The sequence below is a fragment of the Roseibium sp. LAB1 genome (genome assembly GCF_054658235.1).
This window is the reverse complement of record NZ_BAAGIB010000001.1, coordinates 747,518-764,848: the sequence shown is the minus strand read 5'-3', so window position 1 is coordinate 764,848 and position 17,331 is coordinate 747,518. Positions and strand designations below refer to the sequence as shown.

14 protein-coding genes are annotated in these 17,331 nt (G+C 60.2%); 5 read left to right on the top strand and 9 right to left on the bottom strand.

Going from position 1 to position 17,331, the window contains the following annotated elements:
• Positions 1 to 24: 24 nt before the first annotated feature.
• Positions 25 to 909 carry a LysR family transcriptional regulator gene (locus tag ACYQ54_RS03670; RefSeq protein ID WP_460079444.1) on the bottom strand — a complete coding sequence of 295 codons (885 nt, stop codon included), beginning with the start codon at positions 907 to 909 and terminating at the stop codon, positions 25 to 27.
• A gap of 174 nt (positions 910 to 1,083) precedes the next feature.
• On the opposite strand from ACYQ54_RS03670, the gene ACYQ54_RS03665 reads away from it, so the two are divergent.
• On the top strand, positions 1,084 to 1,746 hold the full coding sequence (locus tag ACYQ54_RS03665) for a helix-turn-helix domain-containing protein (protein WP_460079442.1): 663 nt from the start codon (positions 1,084 to 1,086) through the stop codon (positions 1,744 to 1,746).
• Here ACYQ54_RS03665 and ACYQ54_RS03660 read toward each other — a convergent pair.
• Both ACYQ54_RS03660 and ACYQ54_RS03655 read right to left on the bottom strand, forming a co-directional pair.
• Positions 1,698 to 2,093 (bottom strand): VOC family protein, encoded by a 396-nt coding sequence (locus ACYQ54_RS03660; protein ID WP_460079440.1) that lies wholly within the window; start codon positions 2,091 to 2,093, stop codon positions 1,698 to 1,700. The two genes, ACYQ54_RS03665 and ACYQ54_RS03660, sit on opposite strands and share 49 nt — an antisense overlap.
• Before the next feature lie 95 nt (positions 2,094 to 2,188).
• On the bottom strand, positions 2,189 to 2,800 hold the full coding sequence (locus ACYQ54_RS03655) for a TetR/AcrR family transcriptional regulator (protein ID WP_460079439.1): 612 nt from the start codon (positions 2,798 to 2,800) through the stop codon (positions 2,189 to 2,191).
• Between the two features lie 141 nt (positions 2,801 to 2,941).
• On the opposite strand from ACYQ54_RS03655, the gene ACYQ54_RS03650 reads away from it, so the two are divergent.
• Positions 2,942 to 3,370, top strand: coding sequence for a VOC family protein (locus ACYQ54_RS03650; RefSeq protein ID WP_460079437.1), 429 nt, complete (start codon positions 2,942 to 2,944; stop codon positions 3,368 to 3,370).
• A 146-nt stretch (positions 3,371 to 3,516) separates the two neighbouring features.
• Here the strand turns inward: ACYQ54_RS03650 and ACYQ54_RS03645 are convergent, their stop codons facing one another.
• The 4 genes from ACYQ54_RS03645 to ACYQ54_RS03630 all read right to left on the bottom strand — a co-directional run bounded on the left by ACYQ54_RS03645 (position 3,517) and on the right by ACYQ54_RS03630 (position 7,879).
• Entirely contained in the window at positions 3,517 to 4,011 is a 495-nt protein-coding gene (locus ACYQ54_RS03645) for a hypothetical protein (protein WP_460079435.1), read from the bottom strand.
• 169 nt (positions 4,012 to 4,180) lie between these two features.
• Positions 4,181 to 5,647: a coiled-coil domain-containing protein gene (locus ACYQ54_RS03640; RefSeq protein WP_460079433.1), complete on the bottom strand. Its 1,467-nt coding sequence runs from the start codon at positions 5,645 to 5,647 to the stop codon at positions 4,181 to 4,183.
• Positions 5,648 to 5,684: 37 nt separating this feature from the next.
• Positions 5,685 to 6,611 carry a DUF6384 family protein gene (locus tag ACYQ54_RS03635; RefSeq protein WP_460079432.1) on the bottom strand — a complete coding sequence of 309 codons (927 nt, stop codon included), beginning with the start codon at positions 6,609 to 6,611 and terminating at the stop codon, positions 5,685 to 5,687.
• Between the two features lie 62 nt (positions 6,612 to 6,673).
• Entirely contained in the window at positions 6,674 to 7,879 is a 1,206-nt protein-coding gene (locus tag ACYQ54_RS03630) for a cell surface protein (protein ID WP_460079430.1), read from the bottom strand.
• Positions 7,880 to 8,230: 351 nt separating this feature from the next.
• On the opposite strand from ACYQ54_RS03630, the gene ACYQ54_RS03625 reads away from it, so the two are divergent.
• Positions 8,231 to 10,657 carry a DUF3772 domain-containing protein gene (locus tag ACYQ54_RS03625; RefSeq protein ID WP_460079428.1) on the top strand — a complete coding sequence of 809 codons (2,427 nt, stop codon included), beginning with the start codon at positions 8,231 to 8,233 and terminating at the stop codon, positions 10,655 to 10,657.
• 64 nt (positions 10,658 to 10,721) lie between these two features.
• On the opposite strand, the gene ACYQ54_RS03620 is transcribed toward ACYQ54_RS03625, so the two are convergent.
• The gene (locus tag ACYQ54_RS03620; protein WP_460079427.1) at positions 10,722 to 11,654 is read right to left on the bottom strand and encodes a pseudouridine-5'-phosphate glycosidase; all 933 of its coding nucleotides are present in this window, start codon (positions 11,652 to 11,654) and stop codon (positions 10,722 to 10,724) included.
• 107 nt (positions 11,655 to 11,761) lie between these two features.
• Positions 11,762 to 12,685 (bottom strand): PfkB family carbohydrate kinase, encoded by a 924-nt coding sequence (locus ACYQ54_RS03615; protein ID WP_460079425.1) that lies wholly within the window; start codon positions 12,683 to 12,685, stop codon positions 11,762 to 11,764.
• A gap of 339 nt (positions 12,686 to 13,024) precedes the next feature.
• Between ACYQ54_RS03615 and recA the strand changes: the two genes are divergently transcribed.
• Positions 13,025 to 14,095, top strand: coding sequence for a recombinase RecA (recA, locus tag ACYQ54_RS03610; RefSeq protein ID WP_460079424.1), 1,071 nt, complete (start codon positions 13,025 to 13,027; stop codon positions 14,093 to 14,095).
• 353 nt (positions 14,096 to 14,448) lie between these two features.
• A complete protein-coding gene (gene alaS, locus ACYQ54_RS03605; RefSeq protein ID WP_460079422.1) occupies positions 14,449 to 17,106 on the top strand; it encodes an alanine--tRNA ligase in 2,658 nt (885 codons plus the stop codon).
• Positions 17,107 to 17,331 lie beyond the last annotated feature (225 nt).

Sequence of the window (17,331 nt, the reverse complement as noted above, 5' to 3'; positions counted from 1 at the left end):
TTAACCGTTTCGGCTAACTTCAGTTCAGACCTCGGAAATGCGTCTTGCTTCAGATAGAAGAGCCCGCAAAACCGGGGTGTGCGGTTCGCGATAAGGGGCGACGAGACCGACAGTGTGGCCGGCGTGAACGCCGACGAGCGGGATCGTCTTCATGGGTTTTCCGGCCGTCAAAAATTCGGCGAGATCCGCCGGCAGCACGGTTATCCAGCCGCCGTCCAGCACATTTGCCACCAGCACCACCGTGGAGTTGGATTCGATCCGGGCCTCCGGCATGATGCCGGCCTCCTCGAAATGCCTATTGATGATCCGCCGGTTCTGCATGTCCGGGGTCAGCAGGCAGATCCTTTCCTCTGCCAGTTCCTTCCATTTGACCGACTTGCGCCCCGAGAAGGGCGAAGTCTCATTGCAGACCAGCATGTAGCTTTCATTGTAGAGCGGCTCGGTGCTGACCCTGCCGGTTGGTTCATTGTCGAGATAGGAAATCCCGGCATCGATATCGAGGTTTTCCAGCATCGACAGGATTTCCATCGAGTTGCGGGACAGGATGGTGAAGCGCACGTTGGGATGCTTGTTGCCGAACCATGTGGTCAGCTTTGCCGCCCAGGTCAGCGCGGTCGGAATGACGGCTATGCGAAGCTGCCCGGTCAAACCGTCGCGGGAAAAGCGCATCTCCTCGCGCAGTTGGCGGGCATCGCCAACAATCTGGCGGGCCCAGACCAGGGCACGCTGGCCTTCCGGTGTCAGGCCGCCGAAACGGGAGCCTCTGAAAAACAGCTGAACACCGAGCTGGTCCTCAAGCTGCTTGATGCCGGTCGAGAGCGTCGGCTGGGCGATGCCCAGGCTTTCGGCGGCACGGCCGAAATGCTCTTCGCGGGCCACGGCGAGAAACATCTCCAGCTTTTCGATCATCTGATGGGCTCCGGGACGGTCAAGACAGGGTAACCGCCTGTTTCATGACATTTGACCGGGTGAATTGAAAGCGGTGTTTTCGATCCGGTTTTTCAATCGACGGGGTGTTAATTGCGGCAAATCACCTGTTGAAGGATCTCGCTTGGGCCCCTGCCAGCTGCTACAGGAGTGGCCATGAACGGCACGGTCAGATTTGAAAAATGGCAGCACCGGATCGACAGGGCGGAAAGGGCACTGATCCTTCCAGATGGCTGTCGCGACGTGCTGGTGGTGTGCGAAACGGGCCAGCCGGAGAGGGTTTTTCTGACGGACCTGGATTTCCAGCCACGGATTTCCGAACTTGCCGCAGGAACGCGGATTACCGGTTTCCGGCTGCGGCCGGGTGCTGTCGTGAGAGACGACGTCCTTCAAGCCATCGAGCGGGATTGCGAACGGGTTGAAGACATCCTGGGCAATGCACTCGATGAGGCAAACGACCTGGACGAGGTGATCGTTGCCCTGACGCTGCCGGGGGCAAGTATCGAAAAGGTGTCGAAAGGGGCCGGCGTTTCGCTCAGAACGTTGCAAAGGCGGTTCCGGGAGCAGGGCCTGCCGCCGCCGGAATATTGGCGCCTTCTGGCGCGCGCCCGCAGGGCGGCAGGGTTTCTGGCCACAGACTTACCGTTGGTGGAGATCGCGTCAGTCTGTGGCTTCAGCGATCAGGCGCATATGACACGCGACCTGACGCGTTGGTTCGGCGGGTCGCCGGCACAATTGCGCCGGGACCGCCATCGCCTGATGCTGCTGTCTCAACCGGCACTCGGCAACTGGACCGGCGAGCAGATTTCTACGAGGTAGCCGAAGGGATCGGCGACATAGGACGTGATCTGTCCCCACGGTTCTTCCCGAGCGTCCTGCAATTTGGATGCACCGGCTGCGACCGCGCGGGCAAGTGACGCTGCAACGTCGTCCGTCTCGAAAGCCAGTTCGAAGACCGGTGATTTCGGGTCGGGCGTACCGGGTGTCTTGCCAAGTTGGCTCATCAGCGATTTGGAGGAAAACGCGAGTTTTGTCTCGCCGGTCGCCAGTTCGCCGTAGTCGCCGGATTCATGCAGGAACAATCGTTCCAGGCCAAAGGCCTTTTCGTAGAAATCGAGTGCGGCGGCGACATTGTCGACGTAAAGGATGGTGTATCTGAGGATCACTAGGCTCTCCCGATTTGTTGGTGTGTAGCAAGCCATAGAGCGATGCGGCCAAGCCGTCTTGAAAGATCGCGACATCAACGCCGATCATCCGTCAGTTATCCTTCAGCCAGGAGCCCGGCCAGCAGTTTGCGGGTTGCGGTTTCATAGGCCTGTCTGCCCCCTCCATTTGCAATGGCAAGTGCGGCCCGGTCGAAGGCGGAGGAGAGCAGGTCGGCCAGCGGTTCCAGCGGGATGTCTTTCAGGGCGCCGTGATTTTTTGCGTGACGCAGGCCCTCCAGAAGTGTCGCGCCACCGGTCTGCCGGTCAATCTCGGCCATTTCTGCCAGACCTAATACGGTTGGCCCTTCCAACAACATGATCCTAGCTCTGCCTGGTACGGACATTGCCGAGAAATAGGCACTGGCGCCTGACATGAAGGCATCGAGCGGTGTCTGGCCGGTGTTTGTCCGGCTGTTGATCTCTTCCGCGATCGCTTCCGATTCCCGGTGAACCAGCGCCCGCATCAGGTCAGCCTTGTCGGCGAAGTGATGATAAAGCGCCCCGCGAGTGACATCCGCCGCCTTGACGATCTCCGGTGTTCCGGTTTCCGCGTAGCCCTTTTCCACGATCAGCGCCCGTGCCGCGTCCAGCAGGGCCTTGCGCGTCTCCGCGCGCCGTTCCGCCTGCGTACGTCGTTCGCCGGATTTCTCAGTGGTTCTTCCTTGCATACATGCAGCCTGTATGTTAATTGAAAAATACATACAGACTGTATGTCTTTTTGTTGCGATTGAAAAGCCTCTGCGACAGCCGGACGTCAAACGCTTCAGGCAACTCGCATTAAGGCGCCGGCAGGAAACAGGAGAGAAACGATGAAATGCACCCAGTATTATCCGGTCCTCATGACGGACAAGGTCGCCGAGACGGTTCGGTTCTACTCTGAAAACTTCCGTTTCAAGGCGATGTTCGAAGCCGACTGGTATGTGCATTTGCAGTCGGAAGAAGACGAAAGCGTCAATCTTGCGATTCTGGACCAGACCCACGAAACCATTCCGGAAGCCGGTCGCGGACGCGGGGCAGGGGGGCTTCTGCTTAATTTCGAGGTCGAGGACGTCGACGCAGTTTACGAAGCCGCGCAGGCAAATGGGCTGCCTGTTCTACAGGTGCTGCGGGACGAGGCGTTCGGGCAACGCCATTTCATCACCTGCGATCCGAACGGGGTCCTGATCGATGTGATCAAGCCGATTCCGCCCAGTGAAGAGTTCCTGAAGCAGTTCGCCGCTGAAGCTGTACCTGCCTGACAGATCGACAGTCATGCCGGTGAGTGTGTCCGGAGCGAGGGAAAGTCTCCCACTGCTGTGACCCGCTTCGGTATCGGCCGGCATGAAAGAGGCGTGGCCGGAGACCCTGCCACGCCTCTTTTCTTTCAAGACTGATGATCAGGCCGTCACGACGAAAGCGGCGGGCAGGTGCTGCCTTGTTCGGCGCGCGATTTCAGGCCTTGCAGGCTCTGCATCGTGTTCGGGTTGCCCGGCAGGACGAAGCTCTGTTCCAGTGCCGTACGAACGTTGTTGATCACGGCAAGGTCCTGGACCGCGAGGGTCTGGCAGGGTGTGCCGGTGAAGCGGACACGGATGCGTATCACGCGCTGGCCGTTGTCGGATGGACCGAATTCGGAATCGAGCGCCGGGTTTGCACCTGTCATCGGCCGCTCCAGAACCACCATGTTGGGCTGGTCCTGCAGAACGACGGTGCCGCGTTCCTGGGCGCTGGAGACGAGTGCGGAGCGCACGTTTGCCGGATCGGCCGCAATCTTCACCGATTGCGCACCTGCCGGCACGTCCAGCCTGGGCTGATCGGGCTGTGAAGTGCGTTGAGAGGATCCGGACTGGCAGGCGGCAAGAGCAAGAGCGCAAATTGCGGATAAAAGGATAGGTCGCATGGGCAGTCCCAAGGTTAAAATGGTCATATCAAGAGCCGGTCTAGAACACGTCTTCATCAAGCACAAGAAAACTGCATGTGACCGCCACCCAGTTCTGACAGTAAACTGACATAACACTCCTAACGAAGCCTTGTGGCGGCATGGGGGCAAAGAATTTCATGACGGCCGATCAGAATGTGTCGCCCGTCTTGAATCCGCTGCCGCCGAAACTTCCACCGCTCTTGAAGCCTCCACCGCCAAATCCGCCACTGCTGCCGGATCGTTTACCGGAGCCGCCGCCGAAGCCGCCACCAAAGCCTCCCATGGATTTCGGAAGGCCGGAACCGTTCGGAAACGCCACCTGGCGGCCCTTCGGTTTGCGGCGTTTGTGGGACCGTTCCGCGCGGGACCAGTATTCAGCGCCGGTGATCGCACCCTTGACCAGTTCGCCCAGGAGAACGGTGGTCAGCTTTTCATCGGAAAAGGTCGATTCCCAACTGCCGTAGCCACTGGAGCGGAACCGTTTGATGACGTCGGCAAGTTCCGCCCTGCGCCGGCCAATGTCGCGCTGGAGTTCCCGGTCCTGGCGGATCTCGCGGATGACCTGGTCAACGCGTTCCTTCAGGTCCTCGATCCGTTGCACGATTTTCTCGTCCTCGGGCGATGGAGTGTCGAGCGCGGCGCGCCACAGGTCGTTGAGGTCGTCCGCCTGCAGGGATACGGACAGATGCTCCTCCGCCTTCTGGAAGTCGGCGTCTTCGCCGCTGGAGAATTCGGCAAGGGCGGAGGACAGCGTTTCTATGCGCCTGTCCAGGTTGTCGAGTTCGCCGTCGATACGGTCGATGTCTGCACTGAGCGTTTCAATGGTGCCCACAAGATCCGTTCCGGCCGCGTCGGTCATGGCATTACGGCTGAATTCCGCCAGCTTGTCCTGTTCTTCGCGGGCGATCTCGGCGCAGCGTTCCGCGTGGCGGGCCATCCGCTCCGGAATGCTGGTCAGCATGGCAAAATTGGCGCGGGCATCGTTGAAGCCGACAAGGCCGGCAACCCATCGGTCGAGCGAGCGCACAAGGCCGCGGTGCGTATAGGACGGTGTTCCGAACCCGCGCTGCCACAGATACATGAACAGCGGATCCGCCTTGTAGGCCTTGCCTTTTTCCTGGCGATCCCTTTCTGAGGTTGCGGCCTTGGAGGCTGCCGCCTCGGCGGTCGCAAGGGCAGCTTCCGTCTTGTCACGCTGTGCCTGGTAACCGGCGTCGCCTTCCAGGCGGCCGTCGACGGCCTCCATCAGCTCGTCCATCTGGTTTTCGGCGCTGTCGCGCGCACTGTCCAGTTCAACCCGCTTCTTCTGCAACTGGCTGCGGTCGCTTTCGCACTGACGCAATTGGTCAGTCAGGACCTTGTAGTCGGCGCTGCGCTTGTCGAGAAGCTTGCGGGCTTCCCGTGCAGCGCTGTCGAGTCGGGTGTTCAGCGCCCCGGCGCTGTCGGTGTCCAGACGGAACCGTGCAAGGTCCCGGTAGGCTTCGCTCTGGCGTTCCTGCAGATCCGTGAGGGCTCTGGTCGAGCGCTCGATCCGCTTGCTCAGCTCGGCTTCTTCCCGGCGAAGGTCGGCGAGCGACTGCTCGATCGTGCCCAGGGTCTGGCGTCCCGTCAGCATGCCGATGCCTCCCGGTGAGGCGGTGCGAACCTAACAGCTACCATTTCGTAATTGCTCCGTCCTGAACGCCGCTGCGCCATTTGATGTCGAGCTCGCCTCGCCGCTTCTGGCCAAGGACACCCTTCTGCACGATGCCGTCTTCCATCTTGTCCCGGCGAACCGCGTTGTAGATGGTTTCCGAAACGCGCTGGCCCCACTTGTCGACGAGTTCGGCCTGGCTGCTTTCCTCCGACACGATCTTGCGCTTCAGGGTCTTGCCGTCCGGATCCACAGCCTCCACCACGATGTAGTAGTTTTCGGTGTCGGGATTGGCTTCAGGAATACGGGACACGCCCGTCGGCACGCCTTCGCGGGAAATGATCCGGACTTCAAACACTTCCTGCAGACGTCCGGCCAGATCGCGCAGATCGGCTTCCGCCTTGAAGGCTGCCTCGTTGTTGCCGTCCGAAAGAGCCAGGTTTCCGTCGGTGGCCAGGCGGTTGGCGTCAGCTTCGATTTCGGTGTTTTCGGTCAGGGCGTCGATGCGTCCTACAAGTTCGGTATAGGTCGCCGGCAATGCCTGAAGCCTTGCCTGCAGATCCGCTTCCGCGCGTTGTGCAGGCAGTTTGACGATGAAGTACCAAGCTGCGACGCAGGCGATCACGACGGCAAGGGCGGCCGCCAGCCATTTTGACCAGGTGCCGCGCGAGATGTAGATCATCGCCAGGGAGCGCTGGAAACCGGCTGCAGGCGGCGAATAGACGAAGCGGTCGCGCTTCAGGTCCTCGACACCGGCCTTCAGGATATGGTCCGGAACATCGATGCCTTGCGAGGCATAGACCTGACGCAGCCGCTCAACCATGGCTGCATCGCGTTCGTCGGTTTTCAGCTCGCGGGTGACCTGCCCCTCTTCATGGCGCAGCGTGTCGACCACGTCCATCGCCATCATCAGATCGTCGAGCGGGGCGTCGGAATTGGTTGCCATGAATGCATGTCTTCTTGAAATGGGGCGGGCCGGAGGCTCCGGCCTGCCGGATTATCGTAAGATCAAAGGCCCTTGCCCTGGGCGGTCAGCTTGGCAAGCCGCCGCTTGCCGTCTTCCACGGCATTGCGGATTTCTTCGGAGTTCCTGGTCGACATCTCGCGCATTTCGTCAATGATTTCACGCGACTGGACCTGGAAGTTGACGACGGAATCGACCAGCTTCTTTACCGAGGCTGCGGCAACGGTCGGTCCGTAGCCGGCTTCGAGCGCCTTCTTCTGCACTTCGTCGCCGATGTCGGCCAGCGTTTCAAGGCTCTTGTTGATGCCATCCTTCATGGCGTTCAGCGTTTCGGTGCTTTCGTGCAGCCCCTGCAGGCCGGTGAAGGAAGCATTGAGCGCCGTCAGAACGGATTCGTTGGTGGAGAAGAAGCTGACCGACTGGGCGTAGACCCGCTCCTTGGCATTGGTGGTCTGCACCAGGCGGGCCATGATCACTTCGGACGTGTTGTAGCCGATCGTGAGGTTGTCGGAGAGGTCCTTGGCGATCTGATACCGCTTCTCCTCGTCCTGCATCTCGCGCAGCTTTTCGTCGCGTGCCAATTCAAGGCGTGCCTTTTGCGCCGGATCTTCACCGGTATAGGCTTCGACGTCTCCGGAGGAAGCTTCAAGGGCGGCCTTGGCGGCGTCGAGTTTGCCGGTGGCAATGTTCAGGAGTTCAAGCGCGGTCACTTCCGCCTGTTTCAGCGCACCGCGGAAGTCCCGGTAGGCTTCCAGGATGGTCTGTTCCCGCTCGATCTGGTCTTTTGTCGCCCGGGCAACTTCCTTGTAGGTGCCGCGAATGTCGTCGAAACGGTCGGAAATTGTGCCACGGCGGAAATCGCGCCACTTGTTGGAAAGGTTCTCGGTGAAGGAGATTTTGCCGTCGGCAAGCTGGTCGACCAGAGCCTTGGCGTCGTCCCGGATGGAATTGAATGCCTCGGTGATCTGCTCGTAACGCTCACCGATATCCATCTGCTGGACCTGTGAGCGGACAACCTCGTTGAAATTCGAGGCCTGAGCCAGCGTGCGGGTGATGATCAGCACCTTGTCCGGGGACAGGTCGGTAATCTGCTCGAGCAGGGCGTTGATCGGTGCATCCTGCTCGCTTTCCGGTGTGATGCCGATATCCCGGAGTGTCGACAGCGCGCGGTCCAGATACTGAAGCGGGGAAATGCTTCCCGCCGGGGCCGTTGCGCTCTGCGGGGATTGTGGGGCTGCCGCGTCTGTCATGTCTGACCTCCTTCAAGGACGCGGCCCGGTTTCTGGTCTTTTGCCGCAACGTCCTGTTAACGTCATAATTTCGCATGTTAGGGCAGGCTTACGCCGCTCTGTCAACGGCTTGGCACGCTTTTCGGGCCAAAGCCGGGCAGCCGGATAAGCCCCCCGTTGCCTTTCCTTAGGCCGGTTTTGCGACAAATATGTATCCATGGTGAAAGAACTGTCGAAATTGGCACATAAGCTGGCACTTCGAATCGGCTGCGAAAGGAAGCATATGCATTAAAGCCCTCCCGGCTTCTTTTTGGAAAGCGGTCGGCCTGCAAACCGGAACCGGACCTTGGTCCGAGATGTGATGGCGTCTTCATGAAGTTTCTTAAAAAATTTTTGCTGTTTGTGGTGGTCACCGTTGCCTTGGCTGGTGGCTTGCCGGCCGGAATGACGTTCGCCCAGGAGGCCGGGCAGGTGGTGCCCGACGTTTCGACACGGGCAGCCGAGTTGTTCAACAGGGCGGCAACCGCGCTTGAAGAACGCAGTATTTCCGCAAAGACACTCGATCAGCTCCGGTCTCAGCTCGTCGAGGTCCGTGACGCGAATGTCGCCATCATCGAGCGCGGCAATATTCGGGCCAGTGCGCTGGAGGCCCAGTTGAACAGCCTTGGTCCCCCACCGGCTGACGGGCAGAAAGAAGCCGAAGAGGTCGCAGCGAGGCGTCTTGAGCTGACCAATGCGCTGGCAACCGCAAACGCACCGGTGCGCAAGGCTGCGGAAATTCATGATCAGGCAGTCTTTTACATCCGGCAAGTCGACAGACAATTGCGGGCGCGCCAGCTTGCGACACTCTTCGACCGGTATCCGTCGCCACTCGCTCCCTCGACATGGGCCGCCGGCTTTCAGGAGATCTCGCAGTTCGTGAAGCGGTTCGAACGCGACGTGCAGAACGAACTGGCCCGCCCGAGCGTCTCGAAAAAACTGAACGAGACGGTGCCGCTTGCCGTCGGTCTGATGATTTTCGGGATCCTGTTCCTGTCGGTACTGCAACAACCTATTTCCCGTGCCCTGAAGCGTTTTTGCGATAAACCTGCCACTGGTGCAAAGGCGTTGATGCTGGCCGTGATTTACAATGCCAGCTTCATAGTACTGCCGACGATCGGTGCTGCAGCCCTGATTAGCGTTTTTCGCATTCTCGATATCTATCCGAACTCCGTACGCACGGCGGTCATAGCCGTTCCGGCCATGGCGCTGGTGATAATCATCGCGAACTGGCTTGGACATACGATTTTTGCACCCGGGCAAGGCCGCTGGCGTCTGCTCGATCTGGGTGACCGTGAAGCAAAGCTCGGGCTGCGTCTCTGCCAGGGACTGGGTGTTTTCATGGCCGTTGAAGTTGCGGTCGAGGCTTTCGAGCTCGACAACGCCTTCGGTTTGTCAGCGATTTCCGTTCTCTCGGCACCTCCCATTGCGGTGGCGGCTGTGCTGCTCTGGTCGCTGGCCAGCATCATCAGGTCCAACGAGACTGTGCAGGGCAAATCCGCGGAGAGCGAACAATCGGCGGAAGAACCCGAGGAAGCATCGGTGAAGCCTCAGGAATCCGGCTTCCTGCTGTTCCTGTCACTGCTGATGCGTACGTCGGCCATTCTTGCGGTCTGTGTAACGCTGCTCGGGTATGTCCAGCTTGCCAGAGTGGCGATCCTGCCGGTGATCATGACCGTCGCTCAACTGGGTTTCGGATTCTTGCTCTACCACCTTGTGCTGGTGATCGTGAAAGCGGCGCTCGGACGACGTGAGGAGGATGAGGCCCCTGTCCTGGTTTCCTTCGGGCTTATTTGCGTGCTGACGCTGGTCTTTGCGCCCCTGATCGCGATGACCTGGGGCGCGCGCGGTACTGATATCGTCGAAGTCTGGTACCTGCTTACCAAAGGCGTGCAGCTGGGTGAGGTTCACCTGTCGCTGGATTCCTTCATCCTGCTGGTCTCCATTTTCGGCATCGGCGTGGTGGTGACGCGCTGGCTGCAGAACCTGCTGAAGGGGACCGTGCTGCCGCAAACGCGCATGGACAGCGGTGCGCAGAACGCGGTGGTCACCGGAACGGGCTATGTCGGGCTTACGTTGGCGGCGCTGATCGCGGTCTCGACGGCGGGGCTCAACCTTTCAAGCCTTGCCGTTGTTGCCGGTGCCTTGTCGGTTGGTATCGGTTTCGGCCTTCAGACCATCGTTTCCAACTTCGTCTCCGGGATCATCCTCTTGATCGAGCGGCCGATCAAGGAAGGAGACTGGATCGAGGTTTCCGGGCAATCCGGCTACGTCCGCAAGATTTCCGTTCGCTCGACACGTATCGAAACCTTCGACCGGCATGATGTGATCATTCCCAATTCGGACCTGATTGCCGGCACGGTCAAGAACATGACGCTGACCAGCAAGTCAGGTCGGCTCATCCTGCCGGTGGGCGTTGCCTATGGCAGCGATCTGGAAAAGGTGAAGTCGATCCTGTTCGATGCGGCGCGAGGGCACAACACCATCGCGCGTTACCCGACCCCGCAGGTTCTGTTCATGGGGCTGGGCGACAGCTCGCTGAATTTCGAACTGAGATGTTTCCTGAAAGACATCGGCAACGTGATGACTACCAAGTCGGACCTTTATTTCACGGTCTATAACGAGCTTGGAAAGGCGGGCGTCGAGATACCGTTCCCGCAGCGCGACCTGCACTTGAAGGATATCGACCGGTTGGCGGCTGCTCTTGAACGCCGGCAGGGCATTCCGAATCCGAATCCTGCAACCGACCCCCAGGCCTGACGGGCTTTCGGGCTTTCAGCTCATGAGAGGGGAGAGCCCGAACGTATCCCTGGCAGAAGCGTCTTCAGACAAGTTCCGCGGCAATGCGGGCGGCAAGGCGGGCGTTGTTGCGTACCAGCGCGATGTTGGTGTCGAGGCTGCGGCCGCCGGTCAGCTCCAGGATGGCGCCGAGCACGAACGGGGTCACATCCTTGCCGCGAACGCCCTTGGCAGCGGCTTCCGTGATGGCCGCATCGATATAGCCGGTCATTTCCTCCCGCGGGATCTGGTTGGCTTCCGGCACCGGATTGGCGATCAGCACGCCGCCATGGTCGGGGAACCGGGACCGCATCTTCAAGAGGGTGCCGATTTCGGCAGCCGAATTCAGGGAGTAGGGCGCCTTGAGGCCGCTCGCCCTGGACCAGAACGCAGGTAGCTCTTCCGTGCCGAATGCAATGACCGGGACCCCCTTGGTTTCAAGAACCTCCAGCGTCTTGGGAATGTCGAGCAGCGCCTTGGCTCCTGCGGATACCACGCAGACCGCCGTGCGGCCAAGCTCGTCGAGGTCGGCTGAAATGTCGAAGCTGTCTTCTGCGCCCTTGTGGACACCGCCGATGCCACCGGTGGCAAAAACCTTCAGGCCGGCCGCGTGTGCAGCCATCATGGTGGCGGCGACGGTGGTCGCGCCGTAGCGCCCGGTGGCAAGGGCGAAGGTGAGGTCGGCACGCGAACATTTCATCACGTCCCTGGCCTGCGCCAGACGGTCGAGATCCGCATCGGACAGGCCCACCATGATCTTGCCGTCCATCAACGCGATGGTGGCCGGAACTGCGCCTTCCGCGCGGATGTCGGCTTCCACGTCACGGGCCGTTTCGACGTTTTTCGGAAAGGGCATGCCATGGGTGATGATGGTCGATTCCAAGGCAACGACCGGCTTGCCGCTCGCAAGAGCCTCGCGCACCTCATCGCTGTAGACAATCAGGTCTTCAATAGCGGCGGTCGTTGTGGGAGTTGTCACGGCGTGTGCCTTTCTGTTTGTCGTCCAGCCTCCGAGGCCGGGTCATTTCTGCGGGGTCTTATAGGCGCAAGACCGGACTGCGCCAAGATTGGAATTTGTCCAACTGGTCAAAAGTTGGCGATAGCATCCCACGAGAGCTCTTCTGCCAATGCGCCGGTGCTGCGCAAGGTCAGGGCTGCGGCCGCCAGACCGGCAGGGACGGCTTGCGTCAGACCGTAACCTCTGGCGAGGGCGGCGACGGTGCCGGCGGTCAGCGCGTCTCCCGCACCGGTGACATCGACAATCTGCGTTTGAAGCGGCTTAAACCTGTGAAGGATGCCGCTTTCCAGCACCAACACGTCCGAGGCTGCGCTGGTCAGGACAAAACGCCTGAGGCCGGTTTGTCCAAGGGCTGCTGCCAGATCTTCGGAAGAGGCGTCACGGGACAGACCGGCGAGCGTCGCCGCTTCGCCGCGGTTCAGCATCAGGCAGTCCAGTTTCTCTAGGACTGCCTGCAGCCGGATCGCCTTGGCGTCGGACACGGCGTTGGCAATGAGGCGGCCAGGCCGCGCAAGGTTCGTCAGCCGAACAAGCATCGCTTCGGGCAGGTTCGCATCCAGAAACCAGATGGTGCCGTCCGTTGCACTGGTAGCAAGATCCGCCACGATACCGTCAAAGAGATCCTCCGGAGCGTCCGAGAGAACACGGTCATCGACACAGGCCGCCGCCAGATCCCCCGCCGGATTATGCAGTGCAAGATACTGACCCGTGGCAAAACCCGCCCGTGTCGTCACGTGAAGCTCGAGGCCTTCCTGGCGAAGTTGGCGGGTCAGAATGTCGGCAGCACCATCCTCACCAACCGTTCCCACCAGATGTGTCCCAACGCCCAGGCGCACAAGCGCACGGGCAATGTTGGTCGCGACGCCACCGGGCTTTGCGCTCAACCGCGAGGGTGTAGAGGTTTCTGGGCGGATGGGCTCACTGGCATGTGCAATCGTATCGTAATGGATCGCACCGATTGCGATGACGGGAGAGGACTGGGCTGAAGTCACGTTCTGGACTGTCTCACAAAAGGCCGGGGTGCGAACCGGATGGTTCGGTTTTCCGGGGCAGGCAATCGTTGAAGAGGCGGGCTAGCAGATTACAACAGGGGCGGCAACAGTCGGCGGGCGGAGGCAACTGATTCTGCCTGTGGGTGGAATCACGAGATGTTCCCATTCTTTGCTGACGTTGGGTAAGTTGGAAAATGCATCAAGGAGAACATATTGGAAACAAACGGTCATTTCCATTTTAATACCAATCGGTTTTGCCTTCTTGTCAAACGAGAACAAAATGTGTACAAAAGCTCTCGTTGAAACGGCACGTCCATCGTGGAATAAGGAGCGTAAGCCATGTCGCAAAGTACACTTCGTCTCGTAGAAAGCAGCCAGATGGATAAGACAAAAGCGCTGGACGCAGCGCTCAGCCAAATCGAACGCGCCTTCGGCAAAGGCTCCATCATGAAGATGGGCCAGGGTCAGGTGGTCGAGGTGCAAGCCGTCTCGACCGGGTCGTTGGGCCTCGATATCGCGCTCGGGATCGGTGGCTTGCCACGCGGACGTATCGTCGAGATCTACGGTCCGGAATCGTCCGGTAAAACAACGCTTGCCCTGCATGCGGTTGCCGAAGCCCAGAAGACCGGCGGCATCTGCGCCTTTATCGATGCGGAACACGCACTGGATCCGATCTATGCGCGCAAGCTCGGTGTCGATATCGACAATCTTCTGATCTCCCAGCCGGATGCCGGTGAGCAGGCTCTGGAAATTGCCGACACGCTTGTGCGGTCCGGCGCCATCGATGTGCTGGTCATCGACTCGGTTGCCGCGCTGACGCCGAAGGCCGAACTTGAAGGCGAGATGGGCGACAGCCTGCCGGGCATGCAGGCCCGTCTGATGAGCCAGGCGCTTCGCAAGCTGACTGCTTCGATCTCCAAGTCGAAGTGCATGGTGATCTTCATCAACCAGATCCGCATGAAGATCGGTGTGATGTTCGGATCGCCGGAAACGACGACCGGTGGCAACGCGCTGAAGTTCTATGCATCTGTCCGTCTGGACATCCGTCGTATCGGCGCGATCAAGGACCGGGACGAAGTCGTTGGCAACCAGACCCGCGTTAAAGTCGTCAAGAACAAGCTGGCACCTCCCTTCCGTCAGGTCGAATTCGACATCGTCTATGGCGAGGGTGTTTCCAAGACCGGTGAGCTGATCGACCTCGGCGTCAAAGGCAACATCGTTGAAAAATCGGGTGCCTGGTTCTCCTACAACAGCCAGCGTCTCGGCCAGGGCCGGGAAAACGCAAAACAGTTCCTGAAGGACAATCCGGAAATGGCCGATGAGATCGAACTGGCGATCCGTCAGAACGCCGGTCTGATCGCAGAGGCGATTATCGATCCGGACGCGGCATCGGAAGAAGCCGAGGACTGATCCTCCGCTTCCGGTTGTCCTTCGCAAAAAGCTCCGGACGTTTGTCCGGTCTTCCAAGGGCCTCCTTCCGAATTCGGGAGGGGGCCTTTTGCTGTCTGGGGTTCCGGTGGGGGCGGAAACCGAAGAGGTCAGAAGATGCCGCCCGGGGGCGAATGAGGCTTTCACGCTGCCTGCACGCTGAAAATCGCCCATAACCGTGCCGGTTTCCGTTAGGTCGGGCACCTGCAACCGCTGGACAGGGTTGGAGGTCAAAGTTAAAAGGCTGTTCCGGTGCGGATCGGTGACAAGATCCCGCGCCCTCAAGATTTTCAACAGGCCCTCATTTGCGGGGCTGTGACCGATGCGAGATCCGAATGACCGGCGTAAATGAAATCCGCTCTGCCTTTCTGGACTATTTCAAGACAAACGGCCACGAAGTGGTCGAGTCCGGGCCGCTGGTGCCGCGCAACGATCCGACCCTGATGTTCGCGAACGCGGGCATGAACCAGTTCAAGAACGTCTTTACAGGTCTGGAAAAGCGTGACTATTCGCGTGCAGTGACGGCACAGAAATGCGTGCGTGCCGGCGGCAAGCACAACGATCTGGACAACGTCGGTTACACTGCGCGCCACCACACCTTCTTCGAGATGCTGGGCAATTTCTCCTTTGGTGATTATTTCAAGGACCGCGCGATCGAGCTGGCCTGGAACCTTGTTACCAAGGAATTCGGCCTGCCGAAGGACAAGCTGCTGGTGACCGTCTATGCCGAAGACGATCAGGCATTCGATTTGTGGAAGAAGATCGGCGGGCTGAGCGAAGACCGGATCATCCGTATCCCGACGTCGGACAATTTCTGGTCCATGGGCGACACCGGCCCGTGCGGACCGTGTTCAGAAATCTTCTACGACCATGGCGACCATATCTGGGGCGGACCTCCGGGCTCGGCTGAAGAAGACGGCGACCGGTTCATCGAGATCTGGAACCTCGTTTTCATGCAGTATGAACAGATGCCGGAAAAGCGTCTGGATCTGCCGCGCCCGTCCATCGACACCGGCATGGGGATCGAGCGTATCGCCGCCGTCATGCAGGGTGTTCACAACAACTATGACATCGACCTCTTCAAGGCGCTGATTGCAGCTTCAGTCAATGCGACAGGCGTGGAAGCGGAAGGCGATGCCACTGGCAGCCACCGGGTGATTGCCGACCATCTGCGGTCCACCAGCTTCCTGATTGCCGATGGCGTTCTGCCGTCGAACGAAGGCCGTGGTTATGTGCTGCGCCGTATCATGCGCCGTGGCATGCGCCATGCTCATCTTCTGGGTGCAAGCGAACCGCTGATGCACAAGCTGGTGCCTGCGCTTGTGCGTGAAATGGGCCGCGCCTATCCGGAACTGAGCCGAGCCGAAGACCTGATCACAGAGACGCTGAAACTGGAAGAGACCCGGTTCCGCAAGACGCTGGAGCGGGGGCTCGGCTTGCTCGACACGGCAACGGAAGATCTTGAGGCCGGCGCCCGCCTTGACGGGGAAACCGCGTTCAAGCTTTACGACACCTACGGTTTTCCGCTGGATCTGACCCAGGATGCGCTCAGGACGCGCGATATCTCCGTCGATATCGATGGGTTCAATGCGGCGATGGAGCGCCAGAAAGCCGAAGCGCGTGCCGCGTGGTCCGGATCGGGCAGCGCAACGACAGAAGCTGTCTGGTTCGCGCTGAAGGAAAAACACGGTGCGACGGACTTCCTCGGGTATGAGACCGAAACGGCCGAAGGCGTTGTTGCCGGTCTTGCTGCGGATGAAAAGGAAGTCGACAAACTGTCCGCCGGGGACAGCGGTTTCGTCGTTCTCAACCAGACGCCGTTCTACGGCGAAAGCGGCGGCCAGGTGGGCGACACCGGCTGGATGCTGGCCAATGGCGTCAAGGTTGCTGTGACCAACACGCAGAAAAAGACCGACGGCCTCTTTGTCCATTCGGTCACTGTGGAAGAAGGCGAGCTGGTACCGGGTCTTGCTCTGGAACTGAAGGTCGACCATTCCCGCCGCAAGTCGATCCGCTCCAACCATTCGGCTACCCACCTGGTTCACGAAGCCCTGCGAGAAGTGCTTGGCAATCACGTGGCACAGAAGGGATCTCTGGTGACCCCGGAGCGCCTGCGTTTCGACTTCTCCCATCCCAAGCCGGTGAGCGACGAGGAACTGGCGACGGTTGAGACCTTTGCCAATGAGATCGTGTTGCAGAACGCGCCGGTCGACACCCGCCTGATGGCGGTTGACGATGCCATCGAGGCTGGTGCCATGGCCCTGTTCGGCGAGAAATACGGCGAGGAAGTTCGTGTCGTCTCCATGGGAACAGCTCTGCACGGCCCGAAACAGGGCAAGTCTTACTCGCTGGAACTGTGTGGCGGTACCCATGTGAAGCGGACCGGCGACATCGGCCTGGTGACGCTGGTGTCCGAAGGTGCCGTTGCAGCAGGCGTTCGCCGGATCGAAGCGCTGACCGGGGCAGAGGCCCGTGAGTATCTGGACGCACAGGACAAGCGCATGCGGGAACTGGCCGGTCTGCTGAAGATCAGCGCTGATGATGTTCCGGCACGGGTGGCGCAGCTTGTTGAAGACCGCAGGAAGCTGGAGCGTGAACTGGCGGATGCCAAGAAGAAGCTCGCCATGGGTGGCGGCGCGGACGGCGGCACGCCGGTGAAGGACGCCGGGGCTTTCAAGCTGATGGCCCGCACCGTCGAGGGTATCAACCCGAAAGACCTGAAGGGCATGGCCGATGAGGCCAAGACCCAGCTCGGCTCTGGAGTAGTGGTGCTGATCAGTGTTGCCGAAGACGACAAGGCGGCCATCGTGACGGCCGTGACGCAGGATCTGACCGACAAGGTCAGCGCCGTGGATCTGGTGCGGATCGGGTCGGAAGCCCTTGGAGGCCGCGGTGGTGGCGGTCGGCCGGATATGGCCCAGGCCGGCGGACCGGACGGATCCAAGGCAGATGCGGCCGTTGCCGCGATCGAAGCTCACCTGGCAGGGCTCTGACGGTACGGCCGGTCATCAAGATTGAAAAAGGGCGGCCCCATCGAGGCCGCCCTTGTTTGTTTACGGCCTTGGACATTTCCCGAGGGGTGGAAATAACGCAAGCCCCTCTCTGGTCATCCCGGACGCAGCGCAGCGGAGATCCGGGATCGGGGAGCCTTACGGCCTCATTAATTCCAGCAAGACCCGTGGTTCCCCGGTCCCGGTACGCGCTTCGCTTGGCCGGGA